This is a genomic window from Streptomyces yokosukanensis (assembly GCF_001514035.1).
GTDB lineage: Bacteria > Actinomycetota > Actinomycetes > Streptomycetales > Streptomycetaceae > Streptomyces > Streptomyces yokosukanensis.
The window spans coordinates 357571-373905 of record NZ_KQ948208.1 but is presented as its reverse complement, the minus strand read 5'-3'; the positions used below and the strand labels follow the sequence as shown (position 1 = coordinate 373905).

Genomic DNA, 16335 nt, shown 5'->3' with positions numbered 1-16335 from the left:
TCATCCGCCCGGGGTCACCAGTCCCGTCTCGTAGGCCAGTACGACCGCCTGGGCCCGGCTGCCCAGATCGAGCTTGCTCATCGTGCGGTTGAGGTGGGTCTTGACGGTGGCCTCGCTGATGTAGAGGCGGTCGGCGATCTCCACGTTGGACAGACCGCGGGCGGTGAGCTCGAGGACCTCCATCTCCCGGGAGGTGAGGACGGCGAGGTCGGGCAGGGCGGTGCCGGCCGGATCCGGGGCCTGCTGCCGCGCGAAGGCCTCCACCAGGCGCCGGGTGACGCTCGGCGCGAACAGCGCGTCGCCGCCGTCGACCGCGGTGACCGCGGCGAGCAGCCGCTCGGGCCCGGAGTCCTTCAGCAGAAACCCGGAGGCCCCGGCGCGCAGCGCCCCGTACACGTACTCGTCCAGATCGAAGGTGGTCAGCACCAGGACCCGCGGCGGGCGCCCCTCGGCCTCGGCGAGGATCCGCTCGGTGGCCTCGATGCCGTTGACGCCGGGCATCCGGATGTCCATGAGGACGACGTCGGGGCGGGTCTCGGCGGCGAGGCGTACAGCCTGCGCACCGTCCCCGGCCTCGCCCACCACCTCGAAACCCGGCGCGGCCTCCAGCAGGCCGACGAGCCCGGCGCGGATGAGGAACTGGTCGTCGACGACGAGCACTCTGGTCATGCCGTACGGTCGCCCCCCGCCGTGCGCCGGCTGCCTACCGCTCCGCCTCCGGCGCGTCCTTGCGCATGTCCTTCGCCGCACCCCCGCGGCCGCGTTCGGCGGCCGAGGTGGGCAGGGTCAGCCGGACCTCGAAGCCGCCCTCGGAGCGTGGGCCGATCGTGATCGTCCCGCCGTAGAGCTTGGCCCGTTCGCGCATGCCAATCAAGCCATGCCCGCCGCCTGCCGGCACTCTGGCCAAAATCGCCCCCTTTCCGTCGTCGGTGACCCGGACGGTCAGCTCATGGGCGCCGTACCGGAGTTCCACGCGCGCGTGTGCCCGGCCCGCGTGTCTGAGGGCGTTGGTGAGGGCCTCCTGGACGACGCGGTAGGCGCACAGTTCGACGCCGGGCGGCAGCGGGCGCTCGGTGCCCGCGACGGCGAGGTCCACGGGCAGTCCGCCGGCCCGGACCCGGTCGACGAGTTCGCCGAGCCGGGCCAGCGTGGGCATCGGGGCCCGCTCGGGCGCGTCGGGGTCCTCCTCGCGCAGCACCCGCAGCATGCGGCGCAGCTCTTCCAGCGCCTCGCCGCTGGTGTCGGCGATGGTGCCGAGCGCGCCGCGCGCCCGGCCCGGGTTCGACTCGAAGACGAACCGGGCGAGGCCCGCCTGCACCGAGATCACCGACATGTGGTGGGCGACCACGTCGTGCAGCTCACGGGCGATCCGGCCGCGCTCCTCGGCGACCGCGTGCCGGGCCCGCTCGGCCTGCTCGGCGTGCAGCCGCCGGGTGAGTTCGGCGGAGCGGCGGGCCAGATGCCCGAACCAGACCAGCACCGAGCAGTACAGCAGGGCCTGGCCGAGCACGGACGCCATGGACGGGGTGCGGCTGACCACACCGGCGTACGCCCAGACCCCGGTCATGGCGGCCGCGCAGACCACGGCGGTGCGCACCGGGCGGACGGAGGCCACGGTGTACAGCGCGAGCATGGCGCCGAAGGTGCACACCACCGGCCAGTAGCCGAGGGTGATGTAGACGACCGCGGCGGCCTGGACGACGGTGAAGACGGCGAGGGGCCGACGGCCGCGCAGGGCGACCGGCAGATGGGCGAGGGCGACCAGGACATAGGCGCGACCGTCGAGTTCCGGCCAGCCCTGCGACCGCGACTCCTGTCCGAGCAGGACGGCGACCACGGCCATGGCGACCGCGATCAACGTGTCCACGACGAGCGGGCGGGGGGTCATCGGTCGCACCGCCGCAGGGTAACGCCCGAGGCCGGACAGGGGAGTCAACCGGACGCGGTACCGCGGAAGTTGCAGACACCGGCCGGGCACCTCCCGGGGCGGTACGGGAGTTCAGCCTGTCGGCGGAGGCGGGAGGGGGGCGGGCGGCCGTAGCGTCGGGGACGGGATGCGCCGATGGCCCGCGCCCCGGGGGGAGGCGTGGGCCATCGGCGCACACGGACACCGCCGCGCGTCGGCGCGGGCGCCGCTATCTGTTGCTGGTGAGCGTGAAGTGCAGGGTGTCCTTCAGGAACGGGATCACGATCCACGGCTTGGGCTGGGCCATCAGCGCCAGCAGCACGATCGCGAGGCCGAGGATGCCGTAGGTCGCGACGTCCGTGAAGCGGGAGCGGACGGCGAGCATGCCGACGCTCGGCAGTGTCCAGCGCATGACCGCGCCGGCCAGCAGGGCGGCGCCGATCAGCAGGGTGCCGAAGCGGAACATGTCGAGCGCGGTCAGCAGCAGGCCGAGCGCGACCGCGCCCAGCACGACGAGCAGCGGCCACTGCCGCGCCGGGGCCGGGGCGTCGCCGGGCGCGGCCCGGCCGCCGCCCTCCGGCCGGGCGGTGTCCCGCGTGATCCGCGGGAAGCGGCGGGTGACCCGCCGGGACCCCGGCTCGGTGCCGTGCGCTGCGCGGACCACCGCAGCCGCGTTCTTCGCTCCGCGGGTGGGCGCCCCCGCGCGGACGTCCTCAGTCGACACTGCGCTCCGCCGCCTCGACCACGTTGACCAGCAGCTGCGCCCGGGTCATCGGGCCCACACCGCCGGGGTTCGGGGAGATCCAGCCGGCCACCTCGACCACGTCCGGGTGGACGTCTCCGAGGATCTTGCCCTCGGCGTTGCGGGAGACACCGACGTCCAGGACGGCGGCGCCCGGCTTGACGTCCTCGGCGCCGATCAGGTGCGGGGAGCCGGCGGCCGCGATGATGATGTCGGCCCGCTTGAGGTGGGCGGACAGATCGCGGGTGCCGGTGTGGCACTGGGTCACGGTGGCGTTCTCGCTGCGCCGGGTGAGCAGCAGCGGCATCGGGCGGCCGATGGTCACGCCCCGTCCGACGACCACGACCTCGGCGCCCTTGATCTCCACGCCGTGGGCCCGCAGCAGGCTGAGGATGCCGTTGGGGGTGCAGGGCAGCGGCGCGGGCTCGTTCAGCACCAGCCGCCCGAGGTTCATCGGGTGCAGGCCGTCGGCGTCCTTGGCCGGGTCCATCAGCTCCAGGATGCGGTTCTCGTCGATGCCCTTGGGCAGCGGCAGCTGGACGATGTAGCCGGTGCAGTCCGGGTCCTCGTTCAGCTCGCGGACGACCGCCTCGATCTCCTCCTGGGTCGCCGTGGCCGGAAGTTCCCGCTGGATGGAGGCGATGCCGACCTGCGCGCAGTCGCGGTGCTTGCCGGCGACGTATTTCTGACTGCCGGGGTCGTCCCCGACCAGGATCGTGCCGAGGCCGGGCGTGACGCCCTTCTCCTTCAGCGCCGCCACGCGGGCGGTCAGATCGGACTTGATCGCGGCTGCGGTGGCCTTGCCATCGAGAATCTGGGCGGTCATGTTCCCATCCTCGCGGATGAACCCGCCGCGGTTCCAATCCGGGGGCCGGCCGCCGTACCGCATTGTCGGCAGATGATCAACGATGTTGCACTTGCACAACACCTGGGGCTTCCGGCTGGACAAGTCAGCAATCAGTCAAGAACGATGAGCAGCACAGTGCAGCGGGCAGCTCAACGGGGGGACGGACCGCATCTGTAGAAACGCTCCTCCGTGCAGTGCCGCGCCTCGTCCCCAGCACTCGGAACATACGGAGGAAACACCGCCATGAGCTTCGGCGACCCGAACAACCCCTACGGCCCGCCGCCCCAGCAGCCCCCGGCCGCTCCCGGCTACGGCTTCCCGCAGGCTCCCGGCGTTCCCCCGCAGGGCTACGGCTACCCGCAGCAGCCTGCCTACCCCGGCTACCCGATGGCCAACGCGATGCCGCAGACCATGCCGGGCCTGATGACCACCGCTCGGGTCCTGCTCTACATCGTGGCGGCCGTGCAGATCCTCATCGGCATCTTCGCCATATTCGGCGCGGCGACGATCAACGACGCCTCCAACGCGGGCGAGGACACCTTCGGGAACAACGGCTTCTCCGACATCGGGCACGCCGGGGCGGGCATCGTCCTCGTCGTCGCGCTGCTCTTCCTCGGGCTCGCCGCGCTGTCGATCACGCTGGGCGTGAAGTTCACCCGGGGCGGCCAGGGCATCCGCATCACCACCATGGTCTACGGCATCCTGGGTGCCCTCGTCGGAGTCCTGATCATGATCAGCGCGGCCAACGTGGGCTCCAGCGCCGCACTGGTCTGGGCGCTGCTGTGGATCGGCTTCGGCGGCATCATGGCGGCCGCGATGATCGCTCCGTCCGGCGCGGCCTGGTTCAACCGTCCTAGGTACTGAACCCGCTCGCGCGACAGAACAGTTCGCGCCAATCCGCGTCAAGGGCCGTGTCTCACCCGTCCAGGGGAGGCACGGCCCCGCCGTCTCCCCCTACTCTGACTTGCGTAGCCGTACCGGCCGGGGTGGCCGTCAGCTCGGGGAGACGCACCTTGTACAGCATCATCGTCGTACCTCCACCGCCCCCGGAGGACGGGGAGGACCGCAGTCAGGTCCGGCTCGCCCCCGGCGAGCGCCTCAGCTTCGGGCGGGCGTCCGGCAATGATCTGACGATCCCTCACGACGGGGTCTCGCGCCGGGCCGGCGAGCTGGGCGCGCAGGGCGCGTTCTGGATACTGAGCAACCTCTCCGCGCGGCAGACGTACGTCGTGGAGAACCCGGAAGGCGCCGGCGAGCACATCAAGGTCGGTCCGGGCCGACTCGACGCACCCGTCCCCTTCGAGTTCTCGCGGATCGTGCTGCCCGCCGCCGGTGACCTGCTGGCGATCGAGGTGTGGGCGCCGCGGCACGACTACCTGCGCGACGGCGGCGAGCCCGACGGCGACATCACCGCCCCCGCCTTCTCCGTCGACCGCACCAAGCGCTACTTCGCGGTCCTGGCCGCCCTGTGCGAGCCGCGGCTGCGCGGCGACCCGCATGCCCCGCTGCCCACCGTCGACCAGGTCGTGGACCGGCTGCGACCCGCCTGGCCGGCCGCCTCGCGCACCTCGGTGCAGTGGAACATCGACTACCTGGCCGTGAAGCTACGGCTCAAGCCCGGCCCGGAGACCGCGGACACCGGCCCCCGCCTCAACGGCAAGAAGGAGTCCCTGGTGTCCCTGGCGCTCCGCTTCGACCTGGTGCGGGAGGACGACCTGGTCGTCCTCAGCGGATCCGGATCCGCGAGCCGGGCGGGGCGGTGACCGAACCGTACGCCGTGCCGGTGCCGAGGGGCTACCGGGTCGGCGTCTGGGAGGTGCGCGAGCCGATCGCGACGGGTGCCTTCGGCAGCGTGTACACGGGCCGGCGCACCGCCGACGGTGCCGGTGAAGGCGCAGGCGCAGGCGGCGACGGCGACCGTGAACCGCCGCGCACGGCAGCGCTCAAGTTCCTGCCCACGGGCACCGGCACCCCGCGCCAGCTGACGCACCTGCGCGAACTCATCGAGCGCGAGATCGACTTGCACCGTCGGCTCAGACGGCCGCGGCTGATCCGGATGTACGAGAGCCTCGTCGTCGACGACCCGGCCCGCCCCGAACTCGACGGCGCCACCGTCCTCGTACTGGAGAAGGCGGAGCACTCCCTGTCCGCGCTGCTGGCCGCCTCGCCCCGCCCGGCCGCCGGGCCCGCCCTGCTCGCGCAGATCTGCGAGGGCCTGGCCCAGCTGCACCACGCCGGCTGGGTGCACGGCGATCTGAAACCGGCCAACGTGCTGCTGATGAAGGACGGTTCGGCGCGGCTGACGGACTTCAACATGGCGGCGGAGCTGGAGGGCACGCACGCGTACACGCCCGCCTTCTCCACGCCCGACTACACGCCCCCCGAACTCCTCTGGTCGGAGATCGGCGAACGCGGCCGCCGCATCCGCCCGTCGGCGGACGTCTGGGCCTTCGGCGTCCTCGCCCATCTGGTCCTGACGGACTCCTTCCCGCTCCCCGGAGGCACCCCGACCGCCCGCCGCGACGCGGCCGCCGCCTACGCGCGCGGCACCGACGAACTGCGCCTGTCGCCCGAACTGCCGGACGTCTGGCGGGAGATCGTGCGCGCCTGCCTGACCCGTACGCACGCGGACCGCATCGGCACGGACACGCTGCTGCGCCGTGTCGAGGCGGCGGCCGGAACGGGCCACTCCTTCCGGCTGCCCCGGCCCCTGCTGCCGCGCCGGCGCCGGACGGCGGTGGCCGTGGGTTCGGCGATCGCCACCGTGGCCGTGGCGACACTCGGCTACACCCTCAGCGACTGGAGCGGTGCGGGCACCCCCGCCGCGACGAACACGGCCGCCGCCTACGGCGCCTCCGAACTCCGCACGGACCAGGGCGTCCCCGTGCAGTACCGCCGGCTGATCGTCGACTCGGCCCACGCATGCCTCCAACGAGAAGTCACCCCGGCCCTCATCGCGGCGATGCTGAAGACGGAGAGCAACTTCGACCCCGGCCTGTCGGACCCTTCCGTGCCCGGCGGGGGCGAGTACGGCATCGCCCGCTGGACCCCGAAGGTGCTGCGCTGGTGGATGCGCGCGGACGGCAACCCCGCATCGGCGACCCCGACCCCGCCCCTGTCCCCCGCCGTCTCCATCCCGGCCATGGCCCGCTACCTCTGCTACATCGACCCGCGCCTGAAGGCCTCGCTGCCGGGCGACCGCCGCGTCCTGCTCGCCGCCTCCTACCGGACGTCGTACGAGAAGGTGAACGACACGGGCGGAGTTCCCCCGAAGTACCGCGACTACGCCGCCCGTGTCGCTCACTACCTCAAGGAGTACACGCCGCCGGGCAAGACGTGACCCTGAGAGTTCCGAGGTTCCGGCGTACGGGGACACGGCGGCACGGTGGAACCACTCCGCCACGGCGTCACGGGGCTCGCGGCGGAGCGACCGACACCATCCGTTCACATGGGGGAATCGTGAACATCGCCAAGCCCGCCGCGCTGCTCGTCGCGGCCACCGCCCTGCTCGCCGGCTCCACGGTGGCGGCCACCGCCGCCACACCGGACGGGATCCGGGTCAACGGCATCCAGGCCACGGCCGACCAGGTCCTCGCCGGCCACCCGAAGCCGCTCTCGGCCTCCGCCGACACGGTCCGCTACGACGGCCTGACCCTCACCGAGGCCCCGAAGGGCAAGGTCGCCGCCAAGGACCTGGACTGCGCCTACGGCCACCTGTGCATGATCGTCAGGGGCACCAAGTTCGACTTCTACAAGTGCCAGACCTGGACCGTCTCCAACTGGACCGGCGACGGCCCGTTCACGAACAACCAGACCCCGGGCACGGTCGCCAAGTTCTTCAACCAGGACGGCAGCGTCCGCTGGACCTCGACGGCCTACCAGGCCGGCACGGCGACGTGGGACCCGATCTACTCCCTGCGCCCCTGCTGACCCGTTGAGGCGGACGGCCTCCGGCTCCCTCGGGGGAGGGCCGGAGGCCGTCGACGCGTGTGCGGGACGCGATCAGTGGAAGAAGTGGCGCGTGCCCGTGAAGTACATCGTCACGCCGGCCTTCTCGGCGGCCTCGACGACCAGTTCGTCACGGATCGAGCCGCCCGGCTGGACGATCGCGCGGACCCCGGCGCCGATGAGGATCTCCGGGCCGTCCGGGAACGGGAAGAAGGCGTCCGAGGCGGCGTAGGAACCCCGGGCGCGCTCCTCGCCGGCCCGCTCGACCGCGAGCTTGCAGGAGTCGACGCGGTTGACCTGGCCCATGCCGACACCGACCGACGCGCCGTCCTTGGCGAGCAGGATCGCGTTGGACTTCACCGCACGGCAGGCCTTCCAGGCGAAGGCCAGCTCCGCCAGCTCGGCCTCGCTCAGGGCCTCGCCGGACGCCAGCGTCCAGTGGGCCGGGTCGTCGCCCTCGGCCTGGAGCCGGTCGGTGACCTGGAGCAGCACACCGCCGTCGACCTGCCTGGCCTCGACCCGGTTGCAGGGGGCGTCCGGGGCCTTCAGGACACGGATGTTCTTCTTCTTGGCGAGGGCCTGAAGGGCCCCCTCCTCGTAGTCCGGGGCGACGATCACCTCGGTGAAGATCTCGGCGACCTGCTCCGCCATCTCCTTGCTGACCGGCCGGTTGACGGCGATGACACCGCCGTACGCGGAGACCGGGTCGCAGGCGTGGGCCTTGCGGTGCGCCTCGGCGACGTCCGAACCGACCGCGATACCGCAGGGGTTGGCGTGCTTGATGATCGCGACACACGGCTCGTCGTGGTCGTACGCGGCACGGCGGGCGGCGTCCGTGTCCGTGTAGTTGTTGTACGACATCTCCTTGCCGTGCAGCTGCTCGGCCTCGGCGAGACCACCGGTGCCGTCGACGTACAGGGCGGCGTCCTGGTGCGGGTTCTCGCCGTAGCGCAGGGTGTTCTTGCGCTCGTAGGTGGCGCCCAGGAAGTCCGGGAACCGCGAGTCGTCGACGGGGGCGTAGGAGGACGCGAACCAGTGGGCGACGGCCACGTCGTACGCGGCGGTGTGCTGGAAGGCCTCGGCCGCGAGCCGCCTGCGTGCGGCGAGGTCGAAGCCGCCGTCCTTCACCGCGGCGAGCACGTCGGCGTACCGCTCGGGGCTGGTGACCACGGCGACCGACGGGTGGTTCTTGGCGGCGGCGCGGACCATCGACGGGCCGCCGATGTCGATCTGCTCCACGCACTCGTCGTCCGAGGCGCCGGAGGCGACGGTCTCGCGGAACGGGTAGAGGTTGACGACGACGAGGTCGAACGGCTCCACGCCCAGCTCGGCGAGCTGCTCGCGGTGGCTGTCCAGCCGCAGGTCGGCGAGGATGCCCGCGTGCACCTTCGGGTGCAGGGTCTTCACCCGGCCGTCCAGGCACTCGGGGAAGCCGGTCAGCTCCTCGACCTTGGTGACGGGGACGCCGGCGGCGGCGATGCGGCCTGCCGTGGACCCGGTGGAGACCAGCTCCACACCGGCCTCGTGCAGCCCGCGCGCGAGGTCTTCCAGCCCGGTCTTGTCGTAGACGCTGACGAGCGCCCGGCGGATGGGCCGCTTGTTGCTCTCGGCGGTGGCGGTCACTGGATAACTACCTTTCGTCCCTCAATGCGGTGGCCGTTGCGGGCGATCCGCCCCACGACCTCGACGAGCAGCTTTCGCTCGACTTCCTTGATGCGCTCGTGCAGCGCGCTCTCGTCGTCCTCGTCCCGGACCTCGACCACGCCCTGAGCGATGATCGGGCCGGTGTCGACGCCGTCGTCGACGAAGTGGACGGTGCAGCCGGTGACCTTGGCGCCGTACGCGAGCGCGTCGCGCACGCCGTGAGCCCCCGGAAAACTGGGCAGCAGAGCCGGGTGGGTGTTGATGAAGCGCCCGCCGAAGCGCGCGAGGAACTCCTTGCCCACGATCTTCATGAACCCGGCGGAGATCACGAGGTCGGGCTCGTACGACGCCACCGCCTCGGCGAGGGCGGCGTCCCACTCCTCGCGGCTGTCGTGGTCCTTGACCTTGCACACGAAGGTCGGCAGCCCGGCCCGCTCGGCGCGGGCCAGCCCCTCGACACCGGTGCGGTCGGCCCCCACGGCGACGATCCGCGCGCCGTACCGCTCGGCTCCGGTGCGCTCGATCTCGTCCAGGAGCGCCTGCAGATTGGTGCCGGATCCGGAGACCAGCACGACGAGGCGCTTGACCGCGGGGCCAGCGGGGGTGGCGGCCACTGTGGGGCCCTTTCTCGGGTGGCGACGGTTCCGGCCGGTGCCTTGTGCATTCGTACGAATGCTTCGCGCCCCGTGATACGGGGAAGTCTACGAAGCGGCCGACCGTCAGCAACGATACCGGCACCCGGGAAGGCCCCCACGGGACGGGGGCTCGGCCGGAAGGTAGCGTTCGCAAGGAATCACGAAGGGGCAGCCTTGGGAACGCGGTGGCCGTACGGTGCGTTGTCGGGGTGGAAGCTCATATCGGACAGCCGCATTCGCCTAGGGGAAGACGCTCTTTTGATGCCCGATCGCAGCCTGCGACTCCTCACGTTCCCTCCGCGCCCGGCTCGGGGAGGCGAGCGTGGCGCAGCCCTGCTGCGAGACCACCCGGCCTCGCCCCCCGAGGCTCCCGGCGGGCACACCGGCCAGGGCGGTCACGGACGTGGCGACGCCGGGCCGGGCGAAGGCGCAGGGCAGCAGGACGACGGACGCGGCACCGGGCAGCAGGACGACAACCCGTTCGCACCGCCGCCCGAGGGCGCCCCGGACCGACCCTGGCAGCCCCGCCATCCCGAGGGCTCCCACGACCAGGGCGGGCGCGGCTCCGGCCCCGGGGGCGGCTCCCCGTGGGGCAGTCAGTGGAGCGACCGCCAACCCGGACGCTCCCCCGGCGGCTTCGGCGAGCGGCCCGGCGGCGGCCCCCAGGGCCCCGGCTCCGGCGGACCGTCCGGCTCCGGCATGCGCTGGGACCCGACCGACCCCGCGCAGCGCCGTGCGCGCTACGCCCTCCTGTGCGGCATGTGGGCCGTCTTCTTCGCCCTGTTCAGCTGGCCGTACGTGTCCCTGCTGCTGGGCGCGCTCGCTCTGTACTGGGGCATCAGCGCACTGCGTGCCAAGCCGCGCGACACGGGCCCGGACGCCCCGCCGGCGACCGGCGCGGGCCGCCCCCAGACGACGGCGGCCGTCGGCGGCCTCCTCACGGCCTCCCTGGCCCTGGTCCTGGTGGCCTCGACCTTCACGGTCCAACTCGTCTACCAGGACTACTACACCTGTGTCGGCGACGCCCTCACCCACGAGGCCAAACAGTCCTGCGACCAACTGCTGCCGCAGCAGTTGCGGGGTGTCCTGGGCGTGGGGAACAGCTGAGGGGGAACAGCTGAAGACTCCTGATTCCCGACTCCTCACTCCTCACTTCTCACTCCTGACTCCTGACTCCTGACAACCGGCGGGCGGCGGGCGGCGGGCGGTTCGCCCGGTCAGTCGGTCGTGTCCGGGGGCTCCGTGTCGTCCGGCCGTGGGTCGTGCGGGTCGGGGCGGGGCCGCGGATCGATGACGTCCGGGCGGGGCTCAGGAGGGGGAGCCGTCGCGGGGCCCGCCGAGGCGTCGACCGAGTCGCGGGGGGCTTCGGGGTCGTCCTCGGCGGTGGCCTCTCGCCGGGCCGGCCGGTGCGAGACGCGCGCGAGGTCGTCGTGCCATGGCGCGGGGAACGGGTCGCCGGCCGGGAGGAAGTCGTACAGCTCCTCCTCGTCGGTACCGGTCGTACCGGACTCCTTGCCCCTGCCCTTGGTGTTCTCCCCGCCCTCGGCCTTGGCGGTGTCCTTCGCCTTCCGGTCCCCCTCCTCCGCCCCGTTCCCTGAGGTCGTCGTGGGTACCTTGCCGTGCCTGCCCGCCCCCGTGTCCTGCGCCGGGATCGCTCCGCCCCGCTTGCGCAGCCCCCACAGCCGACATGCCCGTACGACGAGTGCCACCGGCAGGGCGAACACCGCCGTCCACGCCCCTTCCACTCCCCCGGCCCGCCACCACACCGGCCCGAATTCGGCCAGCGCGGCGACGCCCAGCCGGCCGCCCGCCAGCTCGGCGAGCAGGGCGAAGGCCACCGCGCAGACCGTCGCCGTCAGCAGCACCACCCCGGCGGTACGGACGGCCGACCAGCGCACCGACGCCGGTGCGCCCGACCCCGGCCGGCTCACGGCCCCCCGCGCCACGAACCACCCCGCCGTCATCCCGGCCGCCGCCGGCACCAGCCCCGCCACCCAGTTCAGCGGTGTTCCGACGCCCGGGTCCGGCACCGCCGCCAGCAGCGGGAAGGGCGGCAGCAGCGGGGCCGGGGCGGAGGCGAACGGATGGACCGCGTGCCCGGCGCCGAGGAGGAAACCGGGACCGAGCGCATAGGACGCGGCCCACACCGCAGCGTTGGGAATCAGCGCGATCCCGAGCATCAGGACCGCGAACCGGCCCGTCCACCCCTCCGTCAGCTGGAGGAAGGACACCCGCGCCGCCTCGCCGTGCCAGATCAGCGACACCGCGACCAGCGACGCCCCGCCCCCGCAGAGCACCGCCATGGCCGCGCCGGTGGCCCGTACGGCCGTACCCAGCCGGGCGCGTGCGTCCGCGCCGAACACCAGCCGGCGCACCGGCGCCGGTACCACCACCAGCGCGCGCAGCACCGGCTCGCGCGGACTGCCGTAGGCCGACCACACCCCGGCCGCCGCCGAGCCTGCCGCGACCAGCGGCAGACATACCCTCACCCCGGCCCACGCGGGACGCAGTTCGCCGTTCGAGAAGTACAGCGCGACCGCGGCGCCGACGCCGAGATAGCCGAGGACGACCCCGGTCCACACCGTGCTCGCCGGTACGGGCGGCGGGCCGTCGGCGTCGTCGGGCGCGTCCACCGTGTCCCTGGCCGCCCGGTACACCCGCCACACGGGCAGCGCCAGCAGCAGCAACGGGGTCACCCCGACCGGCATGGGCGCTCCGGAGAGCGTGTCGGTGCGGACCAGTTCGACGCCGTGGGACAGCAGCCACAGCGCGGCGGCGACATGCAGCGCGCCGCCCGGACCGCTGTCGGGGTACGGCGAACTGACCCACAACACCATCAACAGCGCGGCGAACGAGGCAAAGCCGAGTCCGGCCGCGACGGCGCCGCCGAGCAGACTCGCGGCCAGTCCGGGCTCACGGTCGCGCAGCCACGTCAACAGGGGCGCCAGCGACGTTCGGCGAACGGTCATCAGGTTCACGCTCGCCATGCTCCCAACGACACGCGCCTTCCCGTCGTAACAGGCGAACCTCCGAAGTGTCGCTCAATATATGTTTATCGTCTTTTTCGTACGAAAGGGTGCATCGTGACGAAGCAGAACACTGCCAGTCCGCTGCCGCCGGCGAAGGAACGCCGACGCCCGCACGCGTCCTGGTCCCTGACACGGGATCAGAGCGGGCTCGTCGGCCGGCCCCTGACGCCGGCTCAGGCCTTCGACGCGCTGTACGCGTTCTGCGCCCCCGCCCTCGTACGCCAGACCTACCTGCTCACCGGGCGCCGGGAGCTGGCCCGCGAGGCCGTGGAGCGGGCCTTCCAGCTGGCCTGGCAGCGCTGGCCCGAGGTGGCCCGGGACCGCGATCCGGGCGGCTGGGTGCGGGCGGTGGCCTACGACTGCGCGCTCTCGCCCTGGCACCGCTACCGGCCCCGGTACCGGCACCCGGAGCCGCCGCCGGCCGACCCGGCCGACCGGGCGCTGCTGTACGCCTTGATGAGGCTTCCGGCGTCGTACCGGCGCACGCTCGTCCTGTACGACGGGGTGGGCCTCGATCTGCCCGAGACGGCGGCGGAGACGGAAGCCAGCACACCGGCCGCCGCCAATCGGCTGACCCACGCCCGTGCGGCGCTGGCCGCGCGGCTGCCGGAACTGGCCGACCCCGGCGAACTGCACCGCAGGCTGCTCGTACTGGCCTCGACGGAGCGGTTGCGCGCGGCCGGGCCGGGGCCGGTGCGGAGCGAGGGCGAGCGGCGGAGCGTGTTCTGGACCCGGGCGGCGATCGCGTTCACGGTGGCGATCGTCGGGGCGACGACGCTCACGCTGTGGACGGCGCCGACGCACTTCGAGGCACCGATCGTTCCGGCTCAGGCGGTGCAGGAGGTTCCGGTGTTCGGGCTCATGGGTCCCGCCCCGCTGGCGCGGCTGGAGCAGGCGCTGGGGGTGACGCTGCGGGGCGTTGCCGCGAGGGGGCCGGAGAGGCTGGCGCCGCAGGCCGGATGAGCGGTAACCGGTGTGGCGGGCAGATGGGCGGCGACCGGTGTGGCGGGCGGGAACGCGGACAGGCCCGCCCCGGCGTGCGGGGCGGGCCTGTCCGACGGTCGAGCCGAGGTCTCAGCCGCCCAGGATCTCGCGGGCGAGCTTGGCCGTCTCGGTCGGAGTCTTGCCGACCTTGACGCCCGCGGCCTCCAGGGCCTCCTTCTTGGCCTGCGCCGTGCCGGAGGAGCCGGAGACGATGGCGCCGGCGTGGCCCATGGTCTTGCCCTCGGGCGCGGTGAAGCCCGCGACGTAACCGACGACCGGCTTGGTCACGTTCTCCTTGATGAACGCGGCCGCGCGCTCCTCGGCGTCGCCACCGATCTCACCGATCATCACGATCAGCTCGGTCTCGGGGTCGTCCTGGAACGCGGCCAGGGCGTCGATGTGCGTGGTGCCGATGATCGGGTCGCCACCGATACCGACGGCCGTCGAGAAGCCGATGTCCCGCAGCTCGTACATCATCTGGTACGTCAGCGTGCCGGACTTCGAGACCAGGCCGATACGGCCCGGCTTCGTGATGTCGCCCGGGATGATGCCGACGTTCGACTGACCCGGGGTGATGATGCCGGGGCAGTTCGGGCCGATGATGCGGGTCTTGTTGCCCTTCTTCTTGGCGTGCGCCCAGAAGGAGGCCGTGTCGTGCACCGCGATGCCCTCGGTGATCACGACGGCCAGCGGGATCTCGGCGTCGATGGCCTCGACGACCGCGGCCTTGGTGAACTTCTCCGGCACGAAGATGACGGAGACGTTGGCGCCGGTCTTCTCGATGGCCTCGGCGACCGTACCGAAGACCGGTACCTCGGTGCCGTCGAAGTCCACGGTGGTGTCCGCCTTGCGCGGGTTCACGCCGCCCACGACGTTCGTGCCGTCACCGAGCATGAGCTTGGTGTGCTTCATGCCGGTGGCGCCGGTCATGCCCTGGACGATGACCTTGCTGTCCTTGTTGAGCCAGATAGCCATGGTGTGTTCTGTCCTCGTCCTGAGTGCTTACTTGGCAGCGGCCAGCTCGGCGGCCTTGTCGGCCGCGCCGTCCATGGTGTCGACGCGCTGCACCAGCGGGTGGTTGGCGTCGGTGAGGATCTTGCGGCCCAGCTCGGCGTTGTTGCCGTCGAGGCGGACGACGAGCGGCTTCTCGACCTTCTCGCCGCGGTCCTCCAGGAGCTTCAGGGCCTGCACGATGCCGTTGGCGACCTCGTCGCAGGCGGTGATGCCACCGAAGACGTTCACGAAGACGGACTTGACGTCCGGGTCGCCCAGGATGATCTCCAGGCCGTTCGCCATGACCTGGGCGGAGGCGCCACCACCGATGTCCAGGAAGTTGGCGGGCTTGACGCCACCGTGGTTCTCACCGGCGTACGCGACGACGTCCAGCGTGCTCATGACGAGACCGGCGCCGTTGCCGATGATGCCGACCTCGCCGTCGAGCTTGACGTAGTTGAGGTTCTTCTCCTTGGCAGCGGCCTCGAGGGGGTTGGCCGCGGCCTTGTCGTGAAGGGCCTCGAAGTCGGGGTGACGGAACTCGGCGTTGTCGTCGAGCGACACCTTGCCGTCGAGGGCGAGCACATCACCGGAGGCGACCTTCGCCAGCGGGTTGACCTCGACCAGGAGGGCGTCCTCCTTGATGAAGGTGTCCCACAGCTTGACGAGGACGTTCACGACCTTGTCGGCGACCTCGGCCGGGAACTTGGCGGCCTCGACGATCTCGCGGGCCTTGGCCTCGTCCACACCGTCGATCGGGTCGATCAGGGTCTTGGCGACGGCCTCGGGGCGGGTGGCCGCCACCTCCTCGATCTCCACGCCGCCCTCGACGGAGGCGATGGAGAGGAAGGTGCGGTTGGCACGGTCGAGGAGGAAGGAGACGTAGTACTCCTCGACGATCTCCGGAGCGGTCTCGGCGATCATGACCTTGTGGACCGTGTGGCCCTTGATGTCCATGCCGAGAATGTCCGTCGCACGCGCGACGGCCTCGTCCGGGGTGGCGGCGAGCTTCACGCCACCGGCCTTGCCACGACCACCGACCTTCACCTGCGCCTTGACGACGGACTTGCCGCCCAGTCGCTCAGTGATCGCGCGCGCCGCCTCAGGCGTGTCGATGACTTCACCGGCCAGCACCGGTACATCGTGCTTGGCGAAGAGGTCCCTCGCCTGGTACTCGAACAGGTCCACGCGCTTCCGTCCCTATCAGTGATCTCGCGGTTCGTTGGATGCGTGGGCGTGCCGCGAAGGGCAACGTGACGTCCGCTTGTCACAAGGGAGGCGCACACGGTGTCCGAGCGCGCGGCATGTCCGTCTCGCAGGTTATCGCCGCTTGAGGGGGCTCCCTAAATCGAGGGTCACACACGAGCGGTGATACCTGTCACATGATGCCGGGTTTTCTGGCACGGCGTGCCGAGGGAAGGGTGCTGGTCAGGGCGGATCAAGGTCTGTCGACGGCGTCTGAGGACTTCTGAGGGCTTCTGAGCGACGCGCGAGGCCTCACCGGGCTGGGGTTGGCCCGGTGAGGCCTCTGGAACGGCCCCGGTGGCGCCGGGGCCGGGGCGCCCGGCCCCCACCCCGATGGGGACCGGCCGCCCGGGCCGCGGGGC

General features: G+C 72.1%; 15 protein-coding genes. 6 read left to right on the top strand and 9 right to left on the bottom strand.

Translation table 11 applies throughout. The features are described 5' to 3' along the window. From AQI95_RS08290 to AQI95_RS08275, 4 genes are all read right to left on the bottom strand, one after another. Positions 1 to 669, bottom strand: coding sequence for a response regulator (locus AQI95_RS08290; protein ID WP_067119695.1), 669 nt, complete (start codon positions 667 to 669; stop codon positions 1 to 3). 34 nt (positions 670 to 703) lie between these two features. Then, complete coding sequence (locus AQI95_RS08285; RefSeq protein WP_167361935.1) at positions 704 to 1888, bottom strand: sensor histidine kinase; 1185 nt, start codon at positions 1886 to 1888, stop codon at positions 704 to 706. Between the two features lie 247 nt (positions 1889 to 2135). Beyond that, a complete protein-coding gene (locus AQI95_RS08280) occupies positions 2136 to 2570 on the bottom strand; it encodes a DUF3017 domain-containing protein (RefSeq protein ID WP_067119692.1) in 435 nt (144 codons plus the stop codon). A 49-nt stretch (positions 2571 to 2619) separates the two neighbouring features. Further along, on the bottom strand, positions 2620 to 3474 hold the full coding sequence (locus AQI95_RS08275; RefSeq protein ID WP_067119689.1) for a bifunctional methylenetetrahydrofolate dehydrogenase/methenyltetrahydrofolate cyclohydrolase: 855 nt from the start codon (positions 3472 to 3474) through the stop codon (positions 2620 to 2622). Positions 3475 to 3738: 264 nt separating this feature from the next. On the opposite strand from AQI95_RS08275, the gene AQI95_RS08270 reads away from it, so the two are divergent. From AQI95_RS08270 to AQI95_RS08255, 4 genes are all read left to right on the top strand, one after another. Further along, positions 3739 to 4359, top strand: coding sequence for a hypothetical protein (locus AQI95_RS08270; RefSeq protein WP_067119682.1), 621 nt, complete (start codon positions 3739 to 3741; stop codon positions 4357 to 4359). 149 nt (positions 4360 to 4508) lie between these two features. Continuing rightward, a complete protein-coding gene (locus tag AQI95_RS08265; protein WP_067119680.1) occupies positions 4509 to 5258 on the top strand; it encodes an FHA domain-containing protein in 750 nt (249 codons plus the stop codon). Continuing rightward, positions 5255 to 6835: a protein kinase domain-containing protein gene (locus AQI95_RS08260; RefSeq protein WP_067119678.1), complete on the top strand. Its 1581-nt coding sequence runs from the start codon at positions 5255 to 5257 to the stop codon at positions 6833 to 6835. Before AQI95_RS08265 ends, AQI95_RS08260 begins: the two co-directional genes overlap by 4 nt. A gap of 119 nt (positions 6836 to 6954) precedes the next feature. Next, the gene (locus AQI95_RS08255) at positions 6955 to 7425 is read left to right on the top strand and encodes a hypothetical protein (RefSeq protein WP_067119675.1); all 471 of its coding nucleotides are present in this window, start codon (positions 6955 to 6957) and stop codon (positions 7423 to 7425) included. A 72-nt stretch (positions 7426 to 7497) separates the two neighbouring features. On the opposite strand, the gene purH is transcribed toward AQI95_RS08255, so the two are convergent. Continuing rightward, a complete protein-coding gene (purH, locus tag AQI95_RS08250) occupies positions 7498 to 9066 on the bottom strand; it encodes a bifunctional phosphoribosylaminoimidazolecarboxamide formyltransferase/IMP cyclohydrolase (RefSeq protein ID WP_067119668.1) in 1569 nt (522 codons plus the stop codon). Then, complete coding sequence (gene purN, locus AQI95_RS08245) at positions 9063 to 9701, bottom strand: phosphoribosylglycinamide formyltransferase (RefSeq protein WP_067119667.1); 639 nt, start codon at positions 9699 to 9701, stop codon at positions 9063 to 9065. Before purN ends, purH begins: the two co-directional genes overlap by 4 nt. A 282-nt stretch (positions 9702 to 9983) precedes the next feature. On the opposite strand from purN, the gene AQI95_RS08240 reads away from it, so the two are divergent. After that, complete coding sequence (locus AQI95_RS08240; RefSeq protein WP_067119666.1) at positions 9984 to 10829, top strand: hypothetical protein; 846 nt, start codon at positions 9984 to 9986, stop codon at positions 10827 to 10829. A 110-nt stretch (positions 10830 to 10939) separates the two neighbouring features. Here the strand turns inward: AQI95_RS08240 and AQI95_RS08235 are convergent, their stop codons facing one another. Beyond that, complete coding sequence (locus AQI95_RS08235; protein WP_067119665.1) at positions 10940 to 12709, bottom strand: cell division protein PerM; 1770 nt, start codon at positions 12707 to 12709, stop codon at positions 10940 to 10942. A gap of 93 nt (positions 12710 to 12802) precedes the next feature. Here AQI95_RS08235 and AQI95_RS08230 point away from each other — a divergent pair, with 93 nt between their 5' ends. Continuing rightward, positions 12803 to 13714 carry a sigma factor-like helix-turn-helix DNA-binding protein gene (locus tag AQI95_RS08230; RefSeq protein WP_425264870.1) on the top strand — a complete coding sequence of 304 codons (912 nt, stop codon included), beginning with the start codon at positions 12803 to 12805 and terminating at the stop codon, positions 13712 to 13714. Between the two features lie 111 nt (positions 13715 to 13825). On the opposite strand, the gene sucD is transcribed toward AQI95_RS08230, so the two are convergent. Next, positions 13826 to 14710, bottom strand: coding sequence for a succinate--CoA ligase subunit alpha (sucD, locus tag AQI95_RS08225; RefSeq protein ID WP_067119664.1), 885 nt, complete (start codon positions 14708 to 14710; stop codon positions 13826 to 13828). A gap of 27 nt (positions 14711 to 14737) precedes the next feature. Next, entirely contained in the window at positions 14738 to 15916 is a 1179-nt protein-coding gene (sucC, locus tag AQI95_RS08220; RefSeq protein ID WP_067119659.1) for an ADP-forming succinate--CoA ligase subunit beta, read from the bottom strand. Between the last annotated feature and the right edge of the window lie 419 nt (positions 15917 to 16335).

Bases quoted from the DNA above. Each gene is read 5' to 3' on its own strand.
- AQI95_RS08235 (WP_067119665.1), bottom strand. From the start codon at position 12,709: ATGGCGAGCGTGAACCTGATGACCGTTCGCCGAACGTCGCTGGCGCCC.
- AQI95_RS08285 (WP_167361935.1), bottom strand. From the start codon at position 1,888: ATGACCCCCCGCCCGCTCGTCGTGGACACGTTGATCGCGGTCGCCATG.
- AQI95_RS08290 (WP_067119695.1), bottom strand. From the start codon at position 669: ATGACCAGAGTGCTCGTCGTCGACGACCAGTTCCTCATCCGCGCCGGG.
- sucD (WP_067119664.1), bottom strand. From the start codon at position 14,710: ATGGCTATCTGGCTCAACAAGGACAGCAAGGTCATCGTCCAGGGCATG.
- AQI95_RS08240 (WP_067119666.1), top strand. From the start codon at position 9,984: ATGCCCGATCGCAGCCTGCGACTCCTCACGTTCCCTCCGCGCCCGGCT.
- AQI95_RS08275 (WP_067119689.1), bottom strand. From the start codon at position 3,474: ATGACCGCCCAGATTCTCGATGGCAAGGCCACCGCAGCCGCGATCAAG.
- AQI95_RS08270 (WP_067119682.1), top strand. From the start codon at position 3,739: ATGAGCTTCGGCGACCCGAACAACCCCTACGGCCCGCCGCCCCAGCAG.